Here is a 23770-nt window from a genome sequence, read left to right as displayed (position 1 = left end):
AGTGCCACAAACCAAGAAAGCTTCCACATATGTAGACAGGAGGCAGTCTCGTGGCTGTCCGTCCAGGTCCAACCAAACTTGTCAGCCTGTTCGTCGTCGCCGTCACCGCCTTGGGGGTGACCGCCTGCGGAAGTGGCGACTCCGACGTGGGGCAGGACGCCAAGGCGCCGTTGGAGATCTGGGTCCGCAAGCCCCAGGGACCGACCGAACAGACCGCCAAGGCGTTGGCCGCCAAGTTCACCGAGACCAGCGGCATCCCCACCAACGTCACCGCCCTCTTCGAGGACTTCGAGACGAAGCTGCAGCAGGCCGCCGCGCAGAAGCAGCTTCCCGACATCGTCATCAACGACACCGGCCAGCTCGGCACGCTGGTCAAGCAGGGCCTGGTCCGCGAGGTCGACCGCGCCGACGTCGCCGGTGAGCGGGATCTGACGCCGGTGGCCTGGGACGCCGCCAAGGCGGCGGACGGCAAGCACTACGCCGTGCCCTTCTCCGCCCAGTCGTTCGCCCTGTTCATTCGCAAGGACTGGCGGGAGAAGCTCGGCCTGCCCGTGCCCAAGAGCTGGGCCGACCTCGACACCCTCGCCGCCGCGTTCACCACCCGGGACCCGGACGGCAACGGCAAGGCCGACACGTACGGCTACGCCGTACCCGCCTCCACGAAGCGCGGCTACACCGCGTGGTACTTCTCCAGCTTCCTCTGGGCCGGCGGCGGAGATTTCCTCACCGGCAGCCCGGGCGCCTTCACGCCGGGTATCGCCAGCCCCGAGTCGGTCGCGGCGGTCGACTGGTTCAAGGCCCAGTTCTGCACCGCCAAGACCGTCGCGCCGGGCGCGGTCACCATGGAGACCACCCAGGCGCACCCGGTGTTCGAGACCGGCAAGGCCGGCCTCTACTTCACCGGGCCCTACAACATGGCCCGCTTCGACAAGAACCTCGGCAAGGACAAGTACGAGGTGGTCCCCGCGCCGCCCGGCCCGAGCGGCAAGACCGCCTCGCTCGCCGAGGGCGAGAACGTCTACCTGATGGCCGGCTCCGACAACCAGGCCGGTCAGAAGAAGTTCGCCGAGTTCGCCATCTCCGTGGAGGGGCAGACCATCGGGATGGCCGGTGACACCGCCGGCAACTTCGTCCGCCTGCCGGTGAACGCGACGGTCAAGCTCGCCGACGTCCGTACCGACACTCGGTGGCAGACCTTCGACGAGATCTACCGGACGGTCGGCCGGTACGTCCCGGCGGTGCCGGAGTGGACGCCGTTCCAGCAGAAGGCGGCCGAGACGCTCAACGCGCTCGTCGCCAACTGCGGTTCCGACACCAAGGGCGAACTCGAGAAGCTGGCCGGGACGTTCGACGAGGAGCTGACCAAGCAGGGAGTGAAGGCGTGAGTGCGACCCGGGCGGCGCCGGCCCGGCGGGGCGCGCTGGCGTCCGCCGTGGCCGGCCGCCCGGGCCGCTCGCCGGGTACGCCGGCCGGCCCGGTGCCCCCGGGTCGCCGTGGCGGGTTCCCGGTGCGGATGGTCGGCCCGGTCAGGCGGCACCTGGTGCCCTGGCTCTTCCTCGCCCCCGCGTTGCTCATCTTCGCGGCCTTCAAGTTCGTGCCGATGGCCCGGGCCGTGCAGATGAGCTTCCACGAGGTGCGCCCCTACCTCGGTGACCAGTGGGTCGGTCTGGACAACTACCGACAGGTGTTCACCGACGACGCCTTCCTCACCGCGATCTGGCACACGGTCGTGCTCGCCCTGGGCCAGACCGGCGGCTCGATCCTGCTCGGGCTGGCGCTGGCGCTGGTGCTGGAGGGCGCCACCCGAAACCTGTGGCTCGTGCGGACCGCGGTCTTCCTGCCCACGATCGCGGCGATGGCCGTGGTCGCCGAGGTCTGGCGCATCCTCTACTACCCCGCCCCGGACGGCATGGTCAACGGGTTGCTCGGCTGGGTCGGGCTGGGCCCGTCACAGTTCCTCAACGCCGAGGACACGTCCCTCTGGTCAGTCATGGCGGTCGGCATCTGGCGGGGCGCACCGTACGACATGATGATCTTCCTCGCTGGCCTCGCGGGCGTCGACCGTGCCCTGTACGAGGCCGCGGCCGCCGACGGCGCCGGGCCGTGGCGACGGCTCTGGCACGTCGCCTTCCCGGCGCTGCGCCCCGTCTTCGCGATCCTGATCACGCTGGCGGCCATCCGCGGATTGCGGGTGTTCACCGAGATCTTCCTGCTGACCAACGGCGGGCCCAACGGCTCCACGGAGGTCCTGATGACCCTGATCTACAAACTCGGCCTGGAACGCAACGAACTCGGCGTGGCCGCGGCCGGATCGATGGTGCTGCTCGCGGCGACCGTCGTGCTCACCCTCGCGGTCCAGGCGGCGCGGCGTGGCGACCGGGGAGCAGCCCGGTGACCGCCGGCACCGCCGCCCGGCGGGCCGCGTCCCGGATCGGTGCGCCACGTCGCCCCGGTACCAGGGCGAATCGACTCGACACGGCACTCGGGTTCGCCGCGATGCCCGGACCGGTCGCGCGGATCGTGCGCATCCTGCTCTACGCCGTACTCGTCGCCGTCTTCGCCGGCCCGCTGCTGGCTCTGCTGGTCAGCGCGTTCGCACCGGTGCCCGACCCGACCCGGTTGACGCTGCTGCCGACCAGCCTCACCCTGGACAACTTCACCGCCGCGATCGAACGCGACGTGCTGCTCTACCTGCTCAACTCGTTCATCGTGGTCGGCGCCGGGCTGCTGCTGCAGGTGATGGTGAGCATCTCGGCGGCGTACGCCTTGGCCCGCAAGCGTTTCCCCGGCATGCGGCTGGTCTTCCTGCTGATCCTCGCCACGATGATGCTGCCCGAGGAGATCCTGGCCATCCCGCTCTCCCTGGTGCTGGCCGACGTGCCGGTGATCCACGTGAACCTCGTCGGCAGCCTGCTCGGGATGATCGTGCCGGTCGCCGCCTGGGGCTTCTCCATCCTGGTCATGACCGAGTTCATGCGGGAGATCCCCGTGGAGTTGGAGGAGGCCGCCCGCATCGACGGCGCCGGCGATCTGCGGATCTTCTGGTCGGTGGTCCTGCCGCTGTGCCGACCGGCCCTCGGTGTCATCGGCATCTTCGGCTTCACCATGATCTGGGACCAGTACATGCTGCCCCTGCTGGTCGCCCAGGACGCCAGCCAGTTCACCCTGCCACTGGCGCTGCGCACCCTCCGCAACGACGAACAGGTCGGGGTCGGCGTCCTGCTCGCCGCGTCGCTGCTCGCCCTGCTGCCCTCGGTCCTCGTGTTCCTCGCCATGCAGCGGCAGTTCATGCGTGGCCTCACCTCCGGCGCGATCAAGGGCTGACCCCGAACGCCAGCCGGGCCGCCGGCATGACCGCCATCCCGCGTTACCCGTCGAGACCGCACAGACAAGGAATTCCCATGCGCCTGCACGGCCTGCTCTCCTTCCCGCTGACCCCGTTCACCTCCGACGACACCGTCGACCTCGCCGTGTTCGCGGAGCACGTCGCACAGCAGGTCGCCGCCGGCCCATCGGCGCTCTTCGTGGCCTGCGGCACCGGAGAGTTCACCGCCCTGCACCGCGACGAGTACCGCGAGGTCGTCCGCACGGCGGTGCGAGTGGCCGCGGGTCGGCTGCCGATCTTCGCCGGCACCGGTGGCGGACCGCGGTGCGCTCGAGAGTTCGCCGTGATCGCCGAGGAGTGCGGCGCGGACGGGTTGTTGCTGCTGCCGCCGTATCTGGTCACCTCCACGCCCACCGGCCTGGTGCGGCACGTCGCGTACGTCGCCGGCGGCACCCCGCTGCCGATCATGGTCTACCAACGGGCCAACGCGGTACTCGACCCGGCCGCCGCCGTCGCGCTGCTCGACATCCCCACCGTGACCGGGATCAAGGACGGCCGCGGGGACGTCGACGCGATGCTCCGGCTGGTCACCGCGGTACGGACCAGCGGGCATCCCCGCGCCGCCGAGTTCGGTTTCCTCAACGGGCTGCCCACCGCCGAGATGTCCGTGCAGGCGTACGGGGCGATCGGGGTGGAGAGCTACTCCTCGGCGGTGCTGTGCTTCGCGCCCGACATCGCCACCGCTTTCTACCGGGCGGTGCGGGCCGGCGAGGACGAGACGGTGACCGCCCTGCTGGCCGAGTTCTACCTGCCACTGGTGGCCCTTCGCGATCAGGTGCCCGGGTACGCGGTCGCCCTGGTCAAGGCCGGCGCCCGCCTCAACGGCCTGCCGATGGGCCCGGTGCGTCCACCGCTGGTCGACCCCAGCCCCGCGCACGTGGAGCAGCTGGCGGGGATCCTCGACCGTGGTCGTGCGGTGCTCGCCCGGCTCGGCCCGGTGGGTGCCCCGGAGGTCGTCCACGCCGCCCCGGGGCCGGTGGCGGCGTGACCGGGCCGCACGCGGGTGAGCCGGGGAGGCTGCCGTGTCCGACTCGGTGACGGTCACCGGCGTCACGGTCACCCCCGTGGCCTTCCCCGACCCGCCCCTGCTCAACTCGGCCGGCGTGCACCAACCGTGGGCGCTGCGCGCGATCGTCGAGGTGCGGGGCACCGACGGCCTGGTCGGTCTCGGTGAGACGTACGGCGACGCGCCGCACCTGGCCCTGCTGCACCGGGTCGCGGCCGGACTGTCCGGTCTGGACGTGTTCGACGTCGCCGCGCTGACCCGGCACGTCGAGGCTGCGGTGGGGGTGACCGACACCCCCGACCGACACGGCCTCACCGGTGGCTCCAGCACCGCCAAGACCCTGGCCCGGGTGCTGTCCCCGTTCGAGGTGGCCTTCCTGGACCTTCAGGCGCGGGCGATCGGCCGGCCGGTGTACGCGCTGCTCGGCGGCAAGGCCCGGGACGAGGTGCCGTTCGCCGCGTACCTGTTCTACAAGTGGGCGACCCATCCCGGGGCGGAACCGGACGAGTGGGGCGAGGCCGTCGACCCGGACGGCATCGTGGCCCAGGCTCGGAAGATGATCGACAGGTACGGTTTCCGGTCGATCAAGCTGAAGGGCGGGGTGCTGCCGCCGGAGGAGGAGATCGCGGCGATCCAGGCGCTGCGGGCCGCTTTTCCGGAGCATCCGTTGCGGCTGGACCCGAACTGCGCGTGGACCGTGGACACGTCCCTGCGGGTCGCCGAGCAGACCGCCGGCCTGTTGGAGTACCTCGAGGACCCGACCGCGGGCATTCCCGGGATGGCGCAGGTCGCCGCCCGCGCGCCGATGCCGCTGGCCACCAACATGTGCGTGGTGTGCTTCGCCGACCTGCCGCCGGCGGTGGCCGAGGGCGCAGTGGGAGTGGTCCTCGCCGACCACCACTACTGGGGTGGCCTCGCCGCCTCTGCGCGACTCGCCAGCATCTGCCAGACCTGGGGCATCGGCCTGTCGATGCACTCCAACAGCCACCTCGGCATCAGCCTGGCCGCGATGACACACCTCGCCGCGGCGACCTCGAACCTGGCGTACGCGGTCGACACCCACAGCCCGTGGCAGTGCGGCGCGGACGTGGTCGAAGCCCCCCTGTCCATCGTCGACGGAGCTGTCACGGTGCCGGACACCCCCGGCCTCGGGGTCACACTCGACCGCGACGCCCTCGCCCGGATGCACGAGGACTACCGGCGCTGCGGCATCCGGGAACGCGACGACACCGCGTACCTGCGACGGTTCCAGCCCGGTTACGAGAAGCGGAGGCCCCGATGGTGACCGTCGCCGGACACGCCTACCCCTGGGACGTCGTCGGCGACCCGGCCTTCGCCGACCGGGTGCACGGGCTCGGCCTGGCCGGCGTGACGCTCGCCGCCAGCTACCACTCCACCCGGGCGGCGACGCCGCTGCATCCACGGCACCAGCTCGTCGACGCCCGTTGGGCCGCGCTGTACCGGCCGGTCCGGGACAGCGCCTGGGCCCCGCACCGGCTACGCCCCGGAGCGGCCGAGTGGATGGCCGAGCCGGATCCGTTCGGCGCGGCGGCCGATGTGCTGCACCGGGCCGGGATACCGGTCACCGCCTGGGTCGTGCTCACCCACAGCACGCGGCTGGGCAGCGCGCATCCGGACCTCGCGGTCCGCAACTGCTTCGGAGAGCACTACCCGTACGCGCTGTGCCCGGCCAACCCCCAGGTGCGCGACTACGCGGCGACGCTCGCCGCCGAGGCGGTGCGCGACGCCCCGGTGGACGCGGTGTCCCTCGAGGCGTGCGGTCAACTCGGCCTGGCCCACCTCGGGCACCACGAGAAGACCGACGACGCGTGGACGCCGGAGGCCGCGCGGCTGCTCTCCGTCTGCTGCTGCCCGGCCTGCATGTCGGCCTGGCGGGAGCGCGGACTCGACCCGGGGGAGGTGGTGAACCGGCTGCGTGCGGGCGTACGGGCCGAAGCCGGGCGTGGCGCGGGCGGCCCCCCTCCGACCTCGTCCGAACCGTCGGGCCAGGCGCTCACCGAGCAGGTGGCGAACCTGCTCCTGGCCACCCGGCACGCGGCCACCGACGCGCTGCGGGCGCAGGTGCTCGCCGGGCTGCGGGAGGTGCTGCCGGAGGCGCCGGTGACCCTGCACGCCCACCCCGACCCGTGGACCACCGGCCCCTCACCCGGGCTCACCCCGAGTGCCGCCGCGGACGTCGACGCGCTTCTCGTGCCGGCCTGGCCCACCGTGCCGGCGACCGCCGAGACGGTGGCCCGTGCCGCCTCGATCGGCCGTCCGGTCGACGCGTACGTGACCGTGCTCCCGCCGGCCGCCCCGGACGCGATCGCCGACCACGTACGACGGCTGCGCGACGCCGGGGTTACCCGATTCAGCCTCTACCACCTGGGCCTCGCGCCGGCCTGGCGACAGCGGCACTTCCTCGAGATCATGAAGGTGGCCCGTGATGACTGACCCGCAGACGATCCACGAGTACACGACCCGCGCCGCCGACGCCGCCCGCGTACTCGCCACCTGGACCGGCGTCGAACGCCGCGACGTGCTGCACCGGTGCGCGGATACGCTCGCCGCCGCCGAGGACACGATCGTCGCGGTCGCCGCCGCGGAGACCGGACTGGCCCCGGCGCGTCTCGCCGGTGAGCTCGCGCGCACCACCGGCCAACTCCGGCTGCTCGGCGACTTCGTGGCCGCCGGCCGGCACCGGGAGGCACTCGCCTCGCGGGGTGCCGCGCCGGGTGGAGCCGACGTGGTCACGGTGCCGGTCCCGCTGGGGCCGGTAGCCGTCTTCGCGGCCTCCAACTTCCCGCTCGCCTTCGGGGTGCCCGGCGGGGACACCGCCTCCGCGCTCGCCGCCGGCTGCCCGGTGGTGGTCAAGGCGCACCCGGCCCAACCGCAGACCTCACGGCTGCTCGCCGAGCTGCTGACCGCCGCCCTCGACCCCGCCCCACCGGGCACCTTCGCCCTCGTCGAGGGCGGACCCGAGGTTTCCCTCGCGCTGGTCACCAGTCCACCGATCCGGGCGGTCGGGTTCACCGGATCGCTGCGCGGTGGCCGGGCGTTGATGGACGCGGCGGCCGGCCGCCCCGATCCCATTCCCGTCTACGCCGAGATGGGCTCACTCAATCCGGTGTTCGTGCTGCCCGGCGCGGCCTGCGACGAGACCTGGGCGGCGACCCTGGCGACGGCGGTCACCGCCTCGGCCGGACAACTCTGCACCAAACCCGGCCTGGTCCTGCTCCCGGCCGACCCGGCCGGCAAGGCACTGGCGACCGCGCTCGCCGCCGCGGTGGCCGCGGCGCCGTCGCACCCGATGCTCACCGCGGAGATGGCCGCCGCCCACGCCGGGTGGCGGGATCGGGCCACCGCCCTGCCCAACGTGCAGCTCACCAGCGCCTCGCCGCCGTCCGCCGCGGACCCGGACGAGGCACGGGTGCCGCGCCCGTTCGTCGTCCAGGTCGATCCCGACCAGCTCGTTGGGGAACTTCTGGAGGAGCACTTCGGGCCGGCGGTCGTCGTCTGCGCGGCGCCCGTCGAGGCGTACCCCGAGATCGTCGCGCGGCTGGCGGGCAGTCTCACCGCGACGCTGGTCGTCGACTACACCGACCCGGCCGACAACGACCTGGCCGTCGCCCTGCTGCCGGCACTCGCCGAACGCGCCGGGCGGATCGTCGTCAACGGCGTACCGACCGGAGTGGCGGTATGCGACGCGATGCATCACGGCGGGCCCTGGCCGGCCACCTCGGCGTCCTGGTCGACAAGTGTCGGCACCGCCGCCGTGCGCCGGTTCCTGCGTCCGGTGGCGCTGCAGGGCGTACCCGCCGACCTCGCCGCCGTGGTGTTCCCCGGGTGACCCTCCAGCCGGGGCTGGTGTCGGTGACCTTCCGCCACCTCGCGCCCACCCAGGTGGTGGCGCTCGCCCGGACGGCGGGCCTGGGCGGGATCGAGTGGGGCGGCGACGTCCACGTGCCGCACGGAAACGACGAGGCCGCCCGGCGGGTCGCCGACCTCACCGCCACCGCCGGGCTGGCGACCGTCGGATACGGGTCGTACTACCGGCTGGGCCACTCGGCAGCCGAGGGTCTGGCACCGGAGACGGTCGTGCGGACGGCCGAACTGCTCGGCGCACCCGTCGTCCGGGTCTGGGCCGGGCGCCGGCCCAGCAGCGAGGCCGACGCCCACTACCGCGCCGGTGTGGTCGACGACGCGCGGCGCATCGCCGACCTGGCCGGCGCCGTCGGGCTCACGATCGCCTTCGAGTACCACCGGAACACGCTGACCGACACCCGTGAGTCGGCGACATGGCTGCTGGAGACGTTGGCCGGCCTGCCGGTCCGGACGCTGTGGCAGCCAGAGCCGGAGCGTGACCGGGCCGAGAACCTCGCCGACCTGCACGCCGTCCTGCCGTACCTGGCCAACTTGCACGTCTTCGCCTGGACACCGGAACGTCGGCGGCTGCCGCTCCGCTGCCACTACTCCGACTGGGCGGCATACGTCGCGGTGGCGAGGACCGCGCCCGGACAGCGGTACGCCCTACTGGAGTTCGTCGCCGACGACGACCCCAGCCTGCTGGCCGCCGAGGCGGCCACGCTTCGACACGTGCTGGCCGGGGCCTGATCGCCAGCGGGTGCCGGCCGGCCAGTTCGAGGTTGGCGTCCGCGGCGCCGGGGGACGGCGCTGCACTGGACGGCCACGGCTGGCGTCTGTCGGTGCGTGGGCCGGCGACGGTGGTCACCACGAACGCGGGTGTAGTTTCGGCCCGTGCGGAATGTCTGCGTGGTCGGGGCCGGCGCGGTCGGCGGTGTGATCGGCGCCCGTCTGGCCCTGGCCGGGCTTGCCGTGTCGGCCCTGGCCCGGAACGACACGCTGGCGTCGCTGCGTACGCACGGCTGGTTGGTGAGCTCGGGCGACGGCGGGCCGCGGGCCGCTCCGGTGGCCGTGGCCACCGAGGACGCGGCGGCACTGGGCCCGCAGGACGTGGTGATCCTCGCGGTGAAGGCGCACCACCTGCCGGCGCTCGCCCCCGTGCTGGCGCCGCTGCTCACGCCGGAGACGGTGCTGGTCCCCGCGCTGAACGGGGTGCCGTGGTGGTTCTTCCACGACTTCGGCGGCCCGCTGGCCGGCACCGGCCTGGCCTCGGTGGATCCCGACGGTGTCGTGTCGAAGGCGCTGCCACCCGAGCAGGTGATCGGGTGCGTGGTCTACCTCGCCGCCCGTACCCTTCGCCCCGGGCACGCCGTGCACACCGGGGGTGACGAGCTGATCGTCGGCGAGCCGTCGGGCGCGGTGTCCCCGCGGGCGGCGGCGGTGGCCGCGCTGCTGCGTCGCGGCGGGTTCACCGTGACGGTCTCGGAGGCGATCCAGCGGGACGTCTGGTTCAAGCTCTGGGGCAACGTGACCATGAACCCGATCTCCGCGCTGACCGGCGCCACTGCTGACCGCATCCTCGACGACGCGCTGGTCGCCACGTTCGTCCAGCGGGTGATGACCGAGGCTGCCGAGATCGGTGTGCGGATGGGCTGCCCGATCACGCAGACCATCGCCGAGCGCACCGCGGCCACCCGCCGGCTCGGGGCCTTCAAGACCTCCATGCTCCAGGACGCCGAGGCCGGTCGCGCCATCGAGCTGGACGCCGTGGTCACCGCCGTCCGCGAGATCGGCGTGCTGACCGGCGTGCCCACCCCGCACCTGGACGCGCTACTCGGTCTGACCCGCCTCGCCGCCCGGGAGCGCGGTCTGTACTGATCGGGCCGGCAGCGCCGCGACCACTCGGTGCCGGGCGGCGTCGGTTGGTCGAGCAGCACCGTGATCGTCAGTAACGCGACGATGCTCATCGTCGCCGGTGTCGTGCGATGTCGCCAGCTGTGGCGATCGATTACGCAATGACCGCCTTCAACGCCTTATGGCCATTATGGGATGTGCGAATAGTTGAGCGGCATGCCCCTCCGTCGATGCTGTCGGTGCAGAACTGATAGCTTTCCGTCACTGGCATTTCGTATCCTCGAAGGATCCGATCGCCAGCAGCGAAAGGGGCGGCATGCCGCGCCGTTCGAACCTCAGCTATCGAGATGCGCTACGACTGCTGGCACCGGGCAGCGCGCGTATCACCGAGACGGACAAGGTCGTCAACGCGGCGATCCTGGGTGCCGGCGCGCTCTCCCACGGTGCGGCGCTCGCCCTGCTCGGTCCGAAGACCACGCTCGTGCAGCTCGTTCGCGAGGCCACCGGAAACCAGGCCGGCCGCATCCGGTCCTCCGGCGGGAGGTCGTACTACGAGCTGCTGGAGGCCAGCCACACGGTGCTCGCCCTCTCCGCGTTCTTCGACGGCTTCCGGGACGAGGTGGGGCCGGGCTTCGACCGGTTGGAACTGACCGATGCGGAGAAGACCGCCATGGTGCCGGTCGACCGGCGGCAGCGCACTTTGCCACAGGAGATCGACGGCGGCTACTTCCCCCTTCCGTCCTCGGTCCACGGCATGGACGACACCCGCCGTGACGTCGAGGCCGCCTACGTCACCCTCTACGACGCCACCATCGCCTTCTGCGAGGGCCTCGCCGCCTGGCCGGCGGTGCGGCGCGGACTCGACCTCACGTCGCTGCGGTCCCGCGTGGTCGCCCGCAGCCTGTGGCACTACGAGGACCGCTTCGATCGGCTCGCCACGGACCTTCCGGAGTTCGGCTTCCGGATGGTGCGGCAGGCCATCGAGCACAACCTGATCGACAACCGGAAGCTGACCATCGAGGTCACGGAACGGTTGGACGCGCTGGCGGAGCTGTCCCACAACCTGGCGGGGTTGGCCGGGACAGCCTCGGCCGACCGCCCCGACCTGCTCCGCGAGTCCCTCGACCGGCTTGCCGGGTCGCTCGCCGCGGTGTTCCGGCAGCCGCTGCTGAGGATCAAGGACATCGACTTCCATCTGCGGCTGCCGACCGTGGAACGTGGCTTCATCAGCCCCGATTTTCGGGTCGCCGAGTACGACAAGCACGCCGCGCCGGAGCGGGAGCGCTGGTGGGAGGACCAGCCACGTAGCGGCGACCTCGTCGGTTTTCTCTCCGACTACCTGACCGACCCGGCGAGCCTGCACCGTCCGCTGTTGGTCCTCGGGCAGCCGGGCGCCGGCAAGACACTGCTGACCAGGGTGATTGCGGCCCGGCTGCCGGCGAACCGGTTCACCGCGATCGTCGTGCCGCTGCGCCGGATGTCCGGTGACGCGTCACCGTCGGAACAGATCGAGTCCGCGATCGAGCAGTTGACGGACGAGCGCATCCGGTGGGCGGACCTACGCCGGGCCACGAACACCACCACCGTGGTGGTGATCTTCGATGGCTTCGACGAACTGGTCCAGGTCACCGGTACGGCCCACTCCCAGTACATCGACCGGGTGGCCGAGTTCCAGGAGACCCAGTGGGATCTCGGCTACTCGGTCATCCCGATCATCACCTCGCGGATGCTGGTGATGGACCGCGCCAGCGTTCCGCACGGCACGGTGCTGGTCCGCCTCGAGGACCTGACCGACGCCCAGGTGACCACCTGGGCGGCGGCCGTCAACAGCGCCAACGAGGACCGCTCCGGCTACCGCCGACTGTCGGCCCGGGACCTGCTGTCGCACGGCGAGCTGGCCCGCCAGCCGTTGCTGCTCACCCTGTTGGCGATCTACTACAACGAACACCGTGTCGACCGGCGACGCGACCTCGGCATCTCCCGGTCCGACCTGTTCACCGGCCTGCTCACCGCCTTCATCCGTCGGCAGATCGGCGAGAAGGCCCCCAACGCCCTCCCACAGCACGAGCGGGAGGCCCGCGAACACCGGCTGCGGCGTGACCTGGCCATCACCGCGTTCGCCATGTTCAACCGCAACCGGGAGCTGGTGAACCGGGCTGCGCTCCGCGCCGACATCGAGTGCTTCGGCTCCGGTGTCGGCGACGGCTCCCGGTTCGAGCTCGCCGACGTGCTCGGGCCCGAGCAGCTGGTCACCGCCGCCTTCTTCGTGGTGTACGGCCCGGACGATGTCCAGGGCGAGGACGCCCGCCGCACGTACGAGTTCCTGCACGCCACGATCGGCGACTTCCTGATCGCCGAGTACGTCATCGGGTCCCTCCGGCAGCTGGCCGACCTGCGCCGGCGTACGCGCACCCCCGCCGGCTTCGGCTACCAACTCGACACCGGCCATTTTCGCGCGCTGCTCTCCCATCAGCCCCTGGTCAAGCGGGAGGCGGTGGTCGGCTTCGCCAAGGAACTCAGCTCCCGGCATCCGGAGGAGCGCGGCGCCATCGTCGACACCATCGCCGACCTGCTGGCCGAGGCGCGGCAGCGGAGCAACCTCGCGGGGGTGGACGGCTACCGACCGTCCCCGTACGACCCGGTGCGGCTGCTCGCCGCCTACACCGCCAACCTGGTCGCGTTGGCCGCGCTCGTGTCCGCCGACGGCGTGCCGCACACCGACCTGATGGACGAGGAGACCTGGGTTTCCACCGTACGTCTGTGGCGGGCCGGTCTGGACGAGAAGGGGCAGCTGGCGATGATCAGCTGGCTGGGGCGGGACGCCGACGGCCGTATCACCGCCGAGCGGCGGCGCGAACGCCGGGGGGAGGCGGTGAGCGTGGCCGCCGAGGAGGCCCGGCTGCTCGGCGACATCGCCACGTACGGCCAGTTGCAGGCCGGTGCGAGGACGTGGCGCGGCCGGCAGCCGCACAGCTTCGAGGCCGGCCGGTTCCACGCCGACCTGGTGTCACTGGCCACCCGGCGCTGGCCGGTGCCGTCACTGCACCAGCTCATCCTGTACGACGAGCGGAGCTATCGACGGCTGTGGGAGCGTGCCGTCGAAAGTCCGGATGCGGTGTCCAGTACGAGTGCCACGGTGCTGCTGGAATGCCTCGCCGAGGACGGCGCGCAGTTGCCCCGCGAGGTGGTCGGCGGGCTCACCCGGGTGGCGCTGACCCGGCTGCCCAGGTCCGTGACCGCGCCGCCCGAACTGATCATCTCGTGCCCGTACCTGATGGACGAGTTCCCCGAGCTGCTGGACTCGATCGGCACGCCGGAGGACCATGCCGTACTGCACGCGCTCATCCTCCGGCACGGGCTCGGCCGGCTGCCGGAGCGGTACGTCCCCCGGGTGCGGGCGGTGCTCGCCACCATCGAGGAACGCCTCGCGGAGCTGCCCCTGGAGGACGGCGTGGTCTCGGCCGAGATGGCCGAGCAGTTCGCCGCCGCGCGGGTCGACAACCGCACCGCGCTGTGGCTGCTGATGGCGTTGAGCGAGTACGCCGACCTCGCCTGGCGGAAGATCCCGCCCAGGACGATGGCCGACCTGCTCGCACACCGACTGCCGGACGAGTTCCTCGACGAGACGAACCTCTGCCGACTGCTCCTCGACTATCTGCGGGCGCACGGCCCGGTGCCGGCGAAGGCCACGTTGACGGCCGCCCTCGACACGCTGCGCGTCCTCGCGGCGACCGGCCAGGACCCGGTCGCCGATGCGGTCTGACCGTGCGCTCCGCTGTGGGCGCCACCCGAGCCGTCACCACCCGTTCGGAGGCCCCGATTGTCACATCCGCCCACGCGCCGCGAGCACATCGTCCGAGCCGGAAGGAGGAGCCTGGCCGTCGACATCGCCGGCGCGGAGCGCGGCTGGCCGGTGTTCCTGATGCACGGCACGCCCGGCAGCCGGAACGGGCCGCGACCGCGGTCGAGTGTGCTCTACCGCCTCGGCGTCCGGCTGATCTCCTACGACCGGCCGGGCTACGGCGGTTCCAGCCGGCTGCAGGGTCGTCGGGTCGCCGACGCCGCCGCTGACGTCGCGGCCATCGCCGACGACCTGGGCATCGACGAGTTCTCGGTGGTCGGCCGCTCCGGTGGTGGCCCGCACACCCTGGCCTGCGCGGCCCTGCTACCGCAACGGGTACGACGCACCGCGGTCCTGGTCGGTCTCGCTCCGGCCGGCGCGGCCGGACTGGACTGGTTCGGCGGAATGACGGCGGCCAACGTCCGCGACTACGGCACCGCCGAGCACGAGCCGGTTCTCGCCGAACAGTTGCGCCTGCGGGCCGAGCGGACGATCGACGATCCCGGCTCGCTGCTTGCGTTGCTGGTCGAGCAGATGACCGAGGCCGACCGCCGGGTGGTGGCCGGTGTGCCGATCCGCCGGCAGTTGACCGACGCCTACGCCGAGGCGCTACGCCGAGGGCCGGACGGCTGGATCGACGACGTCCTCGCACTGCGCGCCGACTGGGGTATCACGCTGACGGGGATCCAGATGCCGGTACGGCTCTGGCACGGCGCCGACGACAACTTCGCCCCGGCCAGCCACACCCGGTGGCTGGCGGAGCAGATTCCCGGCGCACAGCTGCACGTGCAGCGACGCAGCGCGCACTTCGGCGCGGTCGAGGTGCTGCCGGAGATGCTCGCCTGGCTGACCCGCCCCTCGGAGCGGGCCGCGGTCAGATCGGATGCGGGTCGATGATGCGCCGTTGCAACCGGTTCTGGCGTACGGCCTCGACCGCGGGGTGGTTCTCGCCCAGCCGGTCGGCGAGGTCACGGGCGACCGCCTCCACCTCTGCTCGGCGGCCGGACACCGTACGCTCCTGCATCAGCACGAGGTTCGCCCGGCAGCGCAGCGCGTTGGGATGGTCCGGGCCGAGCACGTGCGCGAGACCGTCGTAGGCGCGCCGTACCAGGCTCAGCGCCTCCCGGTCCGCCACCTCCCGGCCTTCCGGCGGGTCCGGCTGCTCGGCGATGCAGATGCCCTGGTTCATCCAGCCGGAGAGCGGGTACGGGTGGTCGTCACCCAGTGCTGTGGCGAGCGCGTCCGCCGAGCTGCCGGCGAGCCGCCGGGCCTCGACGAAGTCTCCGGCCCGGCGGGCGACCATGGCCAGGTTGACCAGGCAGACCAGGGTCAACGGGTGTTCGGGCCCGAGATTGCGCTGGTAGACGCGGTGCACCTCGGTGAGCTCCCGGCTGGCGCGCTGGAAGAGGTCGACGGTGAGCAGGTTGATGGACAGGCTCAGCCGGCAGGTCAGCGTCTCGGGATTGTCCGGCCCGAACCGCTCGTTCAGCAGCTCGTAGGCGGCTTCCAGGAGCTTGCCCGCCTCCACCGCGTGCCCGGCCGCGCGTAGCGACACCGCCAGGTTCGTCTGCGTACGCAGGGTCATCAGGTGTTCGGCCCCCGCCGTGTGCAGCAGGTCCCGGTGGACGCTTCTCAGCCGGGCGATCGACTGCTCGTAGTCGCCGATGTCGCGCATGTCGATGCCGACGTAGGCGGAGGAGGCGAGCGTGTCCGGGTGGCTCTCTCCCAGGATGGCACGGCGCCCGGCCAGCACCATCTCGTCGTTCTTGCGGGCCTCCCGAAAGTCGCCCATCAGGCGTTGGGTGCTGGCGAGGTTGTTGAGAGCGGCGAGGGTACGCGGGTGCTCCTCGGTGAAGTTCCGCTTCCAGGCGTTGAAGGTGATTTCGTCGAGGCGCAACGCCTCGCTGTACATCCCCAGACCGCGCAGGTCACGCGCCAGCCCGCCCGCCGTCATCAGGGTGTGGGGGTGATCCTCGCCGAGCAGTTCCCGTTGAGCCGCGAGCACCTCCTCGTCGAGGGCCCGGGACCGCGTGAACTGCCCGAGGAAGGCGAGGATGTTGGCGAGATTGAACTGCAGGTGCAGCAACTGCCTGCGCAGGTCCTCTCGCGCCCGCACGTCGGTCTCCTCGCCCAGCATCTGTTCCCAGGTGCGGGCGACCTCCTGCCCGAGCCGCCGGCCGGTCTCCAGATCACCACGCAACTGCAGGTAGCGGACTCGGTCGATCATCAGGGCCCGCACCTCCACCCTCCGGCTGAGCGGCGCCTTCGACGCCTCCAGGTGAGGCCAGATGACCCGGAACCGCGGCCACCCGTCGGGGTCGTCGACCTCGCCCTCGGGCCGGGCGGCGGCCAGCACGAGGTGTACCTGCCGGCGTGCCTCGTCGATTTCCTCCGTCGTCATCCGGGACCGGACGGCGTGCTGTAGCAGGCGGTGCATGAGCACCAGTCCGCCCCGACCCCGTTCGCCACCGGACGGGTTCTCGGCCCGGAGGTCGACCCGGACCAGGGCGAGCCGGTTGGCCTGCTGCACCAACTGCTGGCGGACCAGTCGCTCCTTCGCCTGCGGATGGAACGGGACCAGGGCCTCGGCGAACTCGTCGCTGTAGACCAGGTCGGCCGAGATCTCCGGAGCGAACACCGAGCAGAGCTGCAGCACCCGGTAGGCCGCCGGGTTCCTGGTCCGGAGGTGGTTGAGGGACAGTTCCCAGGTCGCCTCGACGGAGACGTTGCTGTTGGGCTCCATCACCGCACCCGGACCGAAGCGGGCGATCTCGGCGAGGTAACTGTCGACCGAATGGCCGGTGTCGGCCAGCCAGGCCGCCGCGGCGGTGACCGCGATCGGCAGGTCACCCAGCAGAGAGGCGATCGTGTCGGCCTGGTCGGCCCGCATGGTCGGCACCCGCTCGGTGAGGTGCTGGATGCTCTCCGGCCGCTTGAACACGTCGACCTGCACGGTGGTGGCCCGCTCGACCCACTGCAGGTTCCGGGACGTGATCAGGACGTGGCCCTTGCCGTCCGGCACGTACGGCAGGACGCCCTCGACCTCGTCGGCGTTGTCCATGATGAGCAGCCACCGAAGATCGGTGTGGCGCAACGCCTGCAGCACCAGCCGGGCGTTCTCCCGGTTGGAGTCCGACGAGGCCACGCCCAGGTAGGGCGCCAGGTCACCGATCGCGGACTCGATGAAGGGCACCTGATCGGCGTCGATCCACCACACCATGTCGTAGGCGGCGCGGTAGCGGTGGGCGTACTCCAGCGCCAGTTGGCTCTTGCCGATGCCGCCCATGCCCTGCAACGCCACCGGACCGGTACCGGCCAGCACCACCTTCGGGCTGCTGCGCAGCAGCGTACGCAACTCCCGCAGGTCCTCCTCCCGGCCGGTGAAGCGCTTGTTGCGGCCCGGCACCTCGAAGACGGTGTTGTCGCGGCCGGGGAACCGGGGGCCGGTCGGCAGTTCGACGTCGGCCGTCACCCCCTCCCGCCCGACGAGGCGGAGGATCCGCGCGGCTGCCGTCCGGGCCTCCAACCCGGCCACCGAGGCGGTGTGCGCGGTCGGAACGTTGGCGAGCCGCCGGACGTCCGCGACGTAGACGACCAGCGGCACCTGGTCGGGCGACCGGTCCGGCGCGGCGAGCACGGCTTCCTCGGTGGCGTTGGCCTCCGAGACGATGATCAGTTCCCGGGCGGTACGGGGCGCCTCGTCGTCGGCGAACCACGGGTCGGTCACCCGTACGTCGGCCGAGACGAGCAGGTGGCCGATCCACTCCGCCCACACCCGGTCGTAGGGGGCGTGCCGGAGCAGGATCTCGTTCTCCACCGACGTGCGGGTGCGGGTGAACCGGGCGTTGACCCGGTCTCGTACAGCGCCGCTCATCGGGGGCAGCGACTCCACCTCGCCCCGGGTGATCTCACGGGTCAGGACCTCGTACGCCGACAGCAGCGAGCCGTTGACGCCGGGCTGGTCGGCGAAGGTGGCCAGCAGCTCCTCGTACGCGTAGAAGGCCTGGTAGGGAACCTGCGTCCGGGCCCAGTACCGGTCGCGGTCGGCCTCGCTCATCCCGCTCGGCAGGCCGCTGAAGCGCTGCCGGGCCACGGCCCGGCCGGTGTCCGCCTTGATCTTCTCCGCGGGGTCGATCCGCATCGGCACGGGCAGGACCCGGATCCGACGCGAGCCGTACCGGTGCTCGACCAACCGGGCCACCTTGGCCGCTCCGATGATGCCCTGCTCGCTGAGGGTGAAGCAGGTGACGAGCACGTCCGGCAGCTGGATGGTGCAGATGTCGGCGACATCGGAGAAGCCGGTGCGGCTGTCGATCAGGACGTAGTCGTAGTTCCGCTTCATGTCGGCGCGCAGGGCGTCGAAGAAGTGGCCGCCGCCCTGCCGCTCGTAGAACTCGTCCCAGTTCATCCCCGCCAGGGCGCCGGCGTAGTCGTTGTTCTGCTGGCCGGCGGACAGGAAGTCGAGGGCCCCGTCACCCGGAAAGGTGGACCAGTTCAGCGAGAACGAGTACTTGTGCACGCGGGCGTACTGCTCGTGCCAGCGGTCGTCGCCCTTGTCCTGCTTGGTGGTGGTCGCCCACTCGTACTCCCTGATCAGGTCGATCACCCCGCCGGTGCTCTCCAACGCGTCGCGGTCGATGAACGGCGCGAAGAAGCGCGACAGCCCGGGGGACTCCAGGTCCCAGTCGACAGCCAGGACCCGCTTGCCGTTGGCGGCGAGGATCCAGGCGACGTTGGCCAGCGCCATGGTCCGGCCGGTGCCGCCCTTGTAGGAGTAGAAGGTGACGACCTGTCCCTCGCGTCGGGTCATGTGTCCACTCCTTCGTCGGGCGGCGGCCCCTCCCAGAGCCGGGGTTTGCTGATCGGCCGCCCCGGCGGCGGGTAGGCCCGGTTCGCGTCCAGATAGCGACGTCGCATCCGTTCGACCAGGCCGTGGAGCCCGGCTCGCCAGTCGTCGTACGTCGTGATCGGCAGCGGCCGTGCCGTCGCGGGAAACATCGCCCCCGCCCGCTTGAGCAGCACCGTGCCGTGCGGGCGACCGCCGGGTACGGCGTCTTCGAGGATCATCACGACGCCCACCCAACTGCGGAGGCAGTCCACGGCCGCGCGGACGGCCTCTTCGCCGTCCTGGGTCTCGACCACCCGTGGATCGATCATGAGCAGGCCCGGACAGCCGCGGAACAGATCGGCGTCCGGCACGAAGTCCCGGACGTCGATCGGCATCCGCAGCCGCTGGACCGTGTCGGTCACATCGTCGGCCACCGGCGGCCGGTCGCGGAAGGGCCGCCACCGACCGGCATGCGTGTCGAACCGCCCGGTGAGCCGGCCGGGGCCCGGCGGCTGCTCGGGTGCGAGTACCACGGCCAGGAAGGGCACCTCGCTGGTCGGGGACAAAGGCATGTCGGTCGGCCCGGACGCCGGCTCAGCCGGTTGCAGCGGGGTCTGCTCGGCGGTGCCGACGATGTGCTGGGCCAGCCGGTCCAGGATCTCCTTGTAGGCGTTCTGGAATCTCTGCAACCGGCAGAGTGCGCTCATGCCGTTGGCGGCGTAGGCGTCCACGTCGGCGGCCATCGCCAGCGCCCGGGCCTGGTCGGACGCGTGGATGGTCGAGGGCAGCGGGGTCCACAGAACCGGAAGGATGTTGTCCCCGTCGACCGGACGACCGGCCCGCACCAGCCGCTGCCGGAACCACTCCCGCTCCCGAAGCGAGTCGTCCCTGTTGAGGTAGTCCGGGGAGTACAGCGGGACGAACACTTCCGCCTCGGCCAGCGCTACGCGTCTCTGCTCCGCCCGGTCCTCGTGCGGGCGCACGATGAAGTCGGCGAAACCCCGCCGGCGCAGCCGGGTGCCCGGGCGTCCGTCGATCGCCAGGTTGAGATCATGGTAGAAGCGACGGACCCAGTGGTCGCCGAGAGTGCGGTCGTTGTGCGTCGGTGGAGGGACGTAGCTGAGGAAGAAATATCGTGCGCCGGCAAGGACAGGCCCCTCATGACTCACGTCGGCACGACCCGCTCAGCGCGGTAAGAGCGTCCGACCGCCATCCGGCAATGATCACGGGCTGCTCTCCAGTCGACACGATGGGGAGTGTATCGATCAGAGTAGAGACGTTGTCTGCCGGTGACCAGGCCCTCACCGTACGGCTTGGTGATCCATCCAGGTGATTGCGGTTCGCACCGCCGCGGGTATCGGCAGCAGACGCGCGACAGCGGCCCCGACCGTTCCGCTGCGGGTGAAGTCGGCCCGGTCGAGTTCCTCACCGATCGCGGCGAACGGCGTCGCGTCCAGGTGCGGGGCGCGGAAGTCCAGCCTTTCCCGCCGACCGTCCCGGAGCACGTAGCAGCGGTAGGGACGGTACGCCGGCGGGTGGCGCAACCGGTACTCCGCCAGGTGCAACGCGGTGCACGCCGAATACCCGACGCCGAGCAGGAGGGTCCAGGCGCCGACGCCGTCCAGGGCTGCCAGCGGTGACCGGTCACCGAGGTGGGAGTCGAGATCGTGGACGCTCATCAGCGCCTCCGCACGGGGCCCCCACGCGCTGAACGACGTCTGCGGATGCCGGCTCCGCACCGCCCCGGGCAGCCGGCGTACGTGTTCGGCGAACGCGCCCACCCCGAACGACGGCGTGCTGGCCGGATCGAAGCCGGGCATCTGGTCTTCGTAGGCACGGCGCTCGTCGTCGGTCATCCCGGCGGTCGCCGCGCGGTACGCCGCGCTACTGACCGAGTTGTTGGGGGTCTGCGCCGGCACCACGACGGTGCCCGTCGGCCCGACGGCCGTACGGAGCGCCGTGGCCAGGGTGCCCGCGCCACCGACGACCGGCCCCACGGCACGCATCGCGCAGTGCACGAGTACGACGTCGCCGGGCTTGAGCCCCAGGCGGCGCAGCTCGGCGGTGACGGCGCCCAGCCGGTGTCCCACCCGGTCGGCGGCGGTCACGTCGGCCACGTCGCCATCGAGTGAGCGACCAGCCGGAGCAACCGCGAGCCCGCCGGGGTGAGCACGTCCGCCCGGTCGAGGGCGCCGATCGCCTCGGCCGTCCAGTCGCGGTACCGCCGGTAGACGGCCTGCGCCCCGTCGATCTCACGCTCGGTGCGGATCCGCCAGATGTCGGCCACCGCCGCGTGGGCGTAGATGCCGTGCAGCACGGCCTCCGCGGGACGCGGGTCGGGCCGCCAACCGACGACGATGCCGGTCGGCCGGGTGCCCTCGACGAGGTCGCAGATGTCGAGCAGGGCGTTCATCTTGCTGTGCTGGAACTCGTGCACGAGCAGCACCGCCAGGGACCCGGCATCGGTCTCCGTCGCCGCGACACCGCCGAAGGCCTGCCGCGCGGTCGACGCCTCGCTCACGCCGTCGCCGCTGCGCCGCAACGGCACCAGGGCCCGCAGGCCGGCACGCAGTTCGTCGGCATGGCCGGGGACCTCGTCGGTGATGATCTTCCAAGCAGCGTCGAAGGCGGTGGCCCAGCGGGCGGCGCCCGCGTCGTCGAGCCGCCCGACGGCGGGCAGCCGGTGGCAGTCGCGATGCGGGTCCCCGTCCTCGAGCAGAACCGTCACGCCGTCCGCGACCAGTGCTCGGGTCGGCTGCCACCGGGGTATGTCCTCGTCCGCGCCGGTGGGGACCACCACCGTCACGTCCCCGGCGGTCACCCGCAGCGAGCCCGGTCCGACCTGGACCTCCGCCGTGCCGTCACCGACCTCCGGCAGCAGTACGGTGCCGATGGTCGGCAGGTGCAGGCGACCGGCCCGTACCGGCACCACCAGGCTCACCGACGTGCCGGCGTCGCTCGCGGCGGCCGCGGCGATCGCGCCCAGGTAGCCCGGCCCGTGCCGGGCGCCGGTGCCGGTTCCGGCCAGGCAGTCGACCGCCCACGCGCGCACGTACGGGTGGACCGCGACGCGGGCGACGGAGTCCGGTGCCTGCCGGTCGAGCTCGGTCAGCGCCGCCCAGCCGTCCGCTCCGGCCCCGCCGTCGGGCAGGCCGTCGGCCACCCCGCGAAGCAGTGCACGGACGATGGCGGTCTGCGCCTCGACGAGCTGACGGATCGCGACCCGGTCGCCGGCCGACGCCGCGAGGCGGTCGATGAGGTCCTCGGGTAGGTCGCCGTCGAGCCGGACCGGCGTGGGCGCCGGCGGATTGTCGTTCACGTGCACGATCAGCTCTTTCAGATCGGCGCAGTAGACGCTCGGATGGTCGAAGTGCCCGGCACCGTACCGGTGGGCGAACAGACCGCCGCCACACTGGTCGACCACCGGGCAGCGCCGGCACTCACCGCTGAGCCCGGTGCGGCCCGAGCGGCGGCGCGCCAGTTCCGGGCTGGCGGCGACGTCGTCAGCCGGGTGGGAGAAGACGGTCATGCCGGTGGCCGGCGCGCCGTCGTACGCTGTCTTGAGCGAGTCCGCCTGCTCCCACTCGCCGTCCGTCTCGACCACGGCCAGGTCGACCGGGTCGAGGCCGAGCCACTCCGTGCCGCTAGGTCCGCCTCCGGCAGTGGACAGGAGTGAGTCGAAGAGGCGGACGGGGACCGGGCGTCCGTCGGCGCGCCAGCGGTCGTAGACGGCACGAAGCCAGCCGGCGTACGCGGTCCCTCCAGTCGCCGGCCGCCACGGTGGGGTCTCCCAGGTGGCGTGGGGGAGCAGGAAGTCGATCCGGGGAGGCTCCTGGGCGAGCAGCGACTCGTACACCTCGACCGGGTCGTTGCGGACGTCCACGGTGCACAGCAGGCCGGACCAGAGCCGCCGGTAGGTGGGGCGGCGGAGCAGGGCGAGGGCCCGCACCACCTGATCGTGGCTGCTGGCCCCGTTCCGGAACCGTCGATGCAGGTCGTTGGCGGCGCGACCGCCGTCGAGCGAGACGCCGACCGCGACGTCGTATTCGGCGAGCAGGTCGCAGAACCGTTCGGAGAGCAGGACTCCGTTGGTCTGCATGCCGATCCGGAGTCGGGTGACCGGACCGATCACGCGGCGGAGATCGGCGAGTGCCCGGCGCATCCGCTGGGCACCCAACAGCAGCGGTTCCCCGCCGTGCAGGATGACCGAGACGCTCGACAGGCGGTGCGTGGCGGCGTGTTCGGCGATCCGGTCGGCCGCCGCCCGGAGCACCTCGGGCGTCATCCAGGGTGGGCGTCGGCGCCAGCTCTGATCGGCGTGTTCATAGACGTAGCAGTGGTCGCACGCCAGATCGCACCGGGAATGCACCTTGAGCACGAACTCGGTCAGCGCCGCGCGGGCCGGTCCGGGGGACATCGTCGGTCAGATGAACGACGAGAACTTCGCCGCGGGGACCCGGGTCTGATCGAGGTGCGCCGCCATCACCCGGCGCACGATCGGGGAGACGTCCTCCGCGGAGAGCCGGTCCAGCGGCTCCGCGCGAACCCTGCCCAGCGACACCGGGGGCTCATCCTGGCGCATCGATGCGGTTGTCATGAGTCTTCCTTAGGTATCCGTGTGCGCGCCAGGCGAACACATGAAGCGACGGCCTACCGTAGTGCGTCCGTGTGTTGATCACCATCGACTCACCGGTGCGACACGGTGCTCATAAGACTGAATGCATGACGGGCGTCGACTGTCATGTCGTACGAGCGGCCACGGGTTCAATATTATGCCCCTTTCTGGGTATCCGGCATGATTCGAAAGTCCATATTTTTGCAGAAATAGTCCACATGACGGTGGCAGGTATGTCTCCGGTGCGGGCGTCCGATCCCCCGAGCCAGGAGGCGACCACCGCGTCTCGATCATGGCCGCCTGACGCGGGTGTGAGCGGCGCAGCAGGTGCCGGGACCAGCCTCCCAGCCGTCGCCTTACGGGTTTCCATCGATGGC

The 23770-nt window shown here is 71.7% G+C and carries 16 protein-coding genes; 11 read left to right on the top strand and 5 right to left on the bottom strand.

Features of this window, described 5'->3' with window-relative positions; all coding sequences use genetic code 11:
• Positions 1-50: 50 nt before the first annotated feature.
• The 11 genes from ACTMSW_RS08880 to ACTMSW_RS08830 all read left to right on the top strand — a co-directional run bounded on the left by ACTMSW_RS08880 (position 51) and on the right by ACTMSW_RS08830 (position 14847).
• On the top strand, positions 51-1385 hold the full coding sequence (locus ACTMSW_RS08880; RefSeq protein ID WP_441180035.1) for a sugar ABC transporter substrate-binding protein: 1335 nt from the start codon (positions 51-53) through the stop codon (positions 1383-1385).
• Positions 1382-2395, top strand: coding sequence for a carbohydrate ABC transporter permease (locus ACTMSW_RS08875; RefSeq protein WP_441180034.1), 1014 nt, complete (start codon positions 1382-1384; stop codon positions 2393-2395). The genes ACTMSW_RS08880 and ACTMSW_RS08875 overlap by 4 nt, the downstream gene beginning before the upstream one ends.
• On the top strand, positions 2392-3324 hold the full coding sequence (locus ACTMSW_RS08870) for a carbohydrate ABC transporter permease (RefSeq protein WP_441180033.1): 933 nt from the start codon (positions 2392-2394) through the stop codon (positions 3322-3324). The genes ACTMSW_RS08875 and ACTMSW_RS08870 overlap by 4 nt, the downstream gene beginning before the upstream one ends.
• Positions 3325-3401: 77 nt before the next feature.
• A complete protein-coding gene (locus tag ACTMSW_RS08865) occupies positions 3402-4373 on the top strand; it encodes a 5-dehydro-4-deoxyglucarate dehydratase (protein WP_441180032.1) in 972 nt (323 codons plus the stop codon).
• A gap of 34 nt (positions 4374-4407) precedes the next feature.
• Positions 4408-5676: a glucarate dehydratase family protein gene (locus tag ACTMSW_RS08860; RefSeq protein ID WP_441180031.1), complete on the top strand. Its 1269-nt coding sequence runs from the start codon at positions 4408-4410 to the stop codon at positions 5674-5676.
• Positions 5670-6845 (top strand): hypothetical protein, encoded by a 1176-nt coding sequence (locus tag ACTMSW_RS08855; RefSeq protein WP_441180030.1) that lies wholly within the window; start codon positions 5670-5672, stop codon positions 6843-6845. The genes ACTMSW_RS08860 and ACTMSW_RS08855 overlap by 7 nt, the downstream gene beginning before the upstream one ends.
• Positions 6838-8241, top strand: a complete 1404-nt coding sequence (locus tag ACTMSW_RS08850; protein WP_441180029.1) for an aldehyde dehydrogenase family protein — start codon at positions 6838-6840, stop codon at positions 8239-8241. The genes ACTMSW_RS08855 and ACTMSW_RS08850 overlap by 8 nt, the downstream gene beginning before the upstream one ends.
• Positions 8238-9005 carry a sugar phosphate isomerase/epimerase family protein gene (locus ACTMSW_RS08845; RefSeq protein WP_441180028.1) on the top strand — a complete coding sequence of 256 codons (768 nt, stop codon included), beginning with the start codon at positions 8238-8240 and terminating at the stop codon, positions 9003-9005. The genes ACTMSW_RS08850 and ACTMSW_RS08845 overlap by 4 nt, the downstream gene beginning before the upstream one ends.
• Positions 9006-9149: 144 nt before the next feature.
• A complete protein-coding gene (locus tag ACTMSW_RS08840) occupies positions 9150-10133 on the top strand; it encodes a 2-dehydropantoate 2-reductase (RefSeq protein WP_441180027.1) in 984 nt (327 codons plus the stop codon).
• Positions 10134-10425: 292 nt separating this feature from the next.
• Positions 10426-13872, top strand: coding sequence for an NACHT domain-containing protein (locus ACTMSW_RS08835; protein WP_441180026.1), 3447 nt, complete (start codon positions 10426-10428; stop codon positions 13870-13872).
• A gap of 57 nt (positions 13873-13929) precedes the next feature.
• The gene (locus ACTMSW_RS08830) at positions 13930-14847 is read left to right on the top strand and encodes an alpha/beta fold hydrolase (RefSeq protein ID WP_441180025.1); all 918 of its coding nucleotides are present in this window, start codon (positions 13930-13932) and stop codon (positions 14845-14847) included.
• Here ACTMSW_RS08830 and fxsT read toward each other — a convergent pair.
• From fxsT to ACTMSW_RS08805, 5 genes are all read right to left on the bottom strand, one after another.
• Positions 14825-18760, bottom strand: a complete 3936-nt coding sequence (fxsT, locus tag ACTMSW_RS08825; RefSeq protein ID WP_441180024.1) for an FxSxx-COOH system tetratricopeptide repeat protein — start codon at positions 18758-18760, stop codon at positions 14825-14827. The genes ACTMSW_RS08830 and fxsT overlap by 23 nt on opposite strands.
• Positions 18757-19947, bottom strand: coding sequence for a TIR-like protein FxsC (locus tag ACTMSW_RS08820; protein ID WP_441180023.1), 1191 nt, complete (start codon positions 19945-19947; stop codon positions 18757-18759). The genes fxsT and ACTMSW_RS08820 overlap by 4 nt, the downstream gene beginning before the upstream one ends.
• A gap of 132 nt (positions 19948-20079) precedes the next feature.
• Complete coding sequence (locus ACTMSW_RS08815) at positions 20080-20895, bottom strand: aminoglycoside N(3)-acetyltransferase (protein ID WP_441180022.1); 816 nt, start codon at positions 20893-20895, stop codon at positions 20080-20082.
• Positions 20883-23195, bottom strand: a complete 2313-nt coding sequence (locus ACTMSW_RS08810) for an FxsB family cyclophane-forming radical SAM/SPASM peptide maturase (protein ID WP_441180021.1) — start codon at positions 23193-23195, stop codon at positions 20883-20885. The genes ACTMSW_RS08815 and ACTMSW_RS08810 overlap by 13 nt, the downstream gene beginning before the upstream one ends.
• 6 nt (positions 23196-23201) lie before the next feature.
• On the bottom strand, positions 23202-23375 hold the full coding sequence (locus ACTMSW_RS08805; RefSeq protein WP_441180020.1) for a hypothetical protein: 174 nt from the start codon (positions 23373-23375) through the stop codon (positions 23202-23204).
• Positions 23376-23770 lie beyond the last annotated feature (395 nt).

The sequence above is a fragment of the Micromonospora sp. BQ11 genome (assembly GCF_052068135.1).
Lineage (GTDB): Bacteria > Actinomycetota > Actinomycetes > Mycobacteriales > Micromonosporaceae > Micromonospora.
This window is presented reverse-complemented; position numbering and strand designations above follow the sequence as displayed.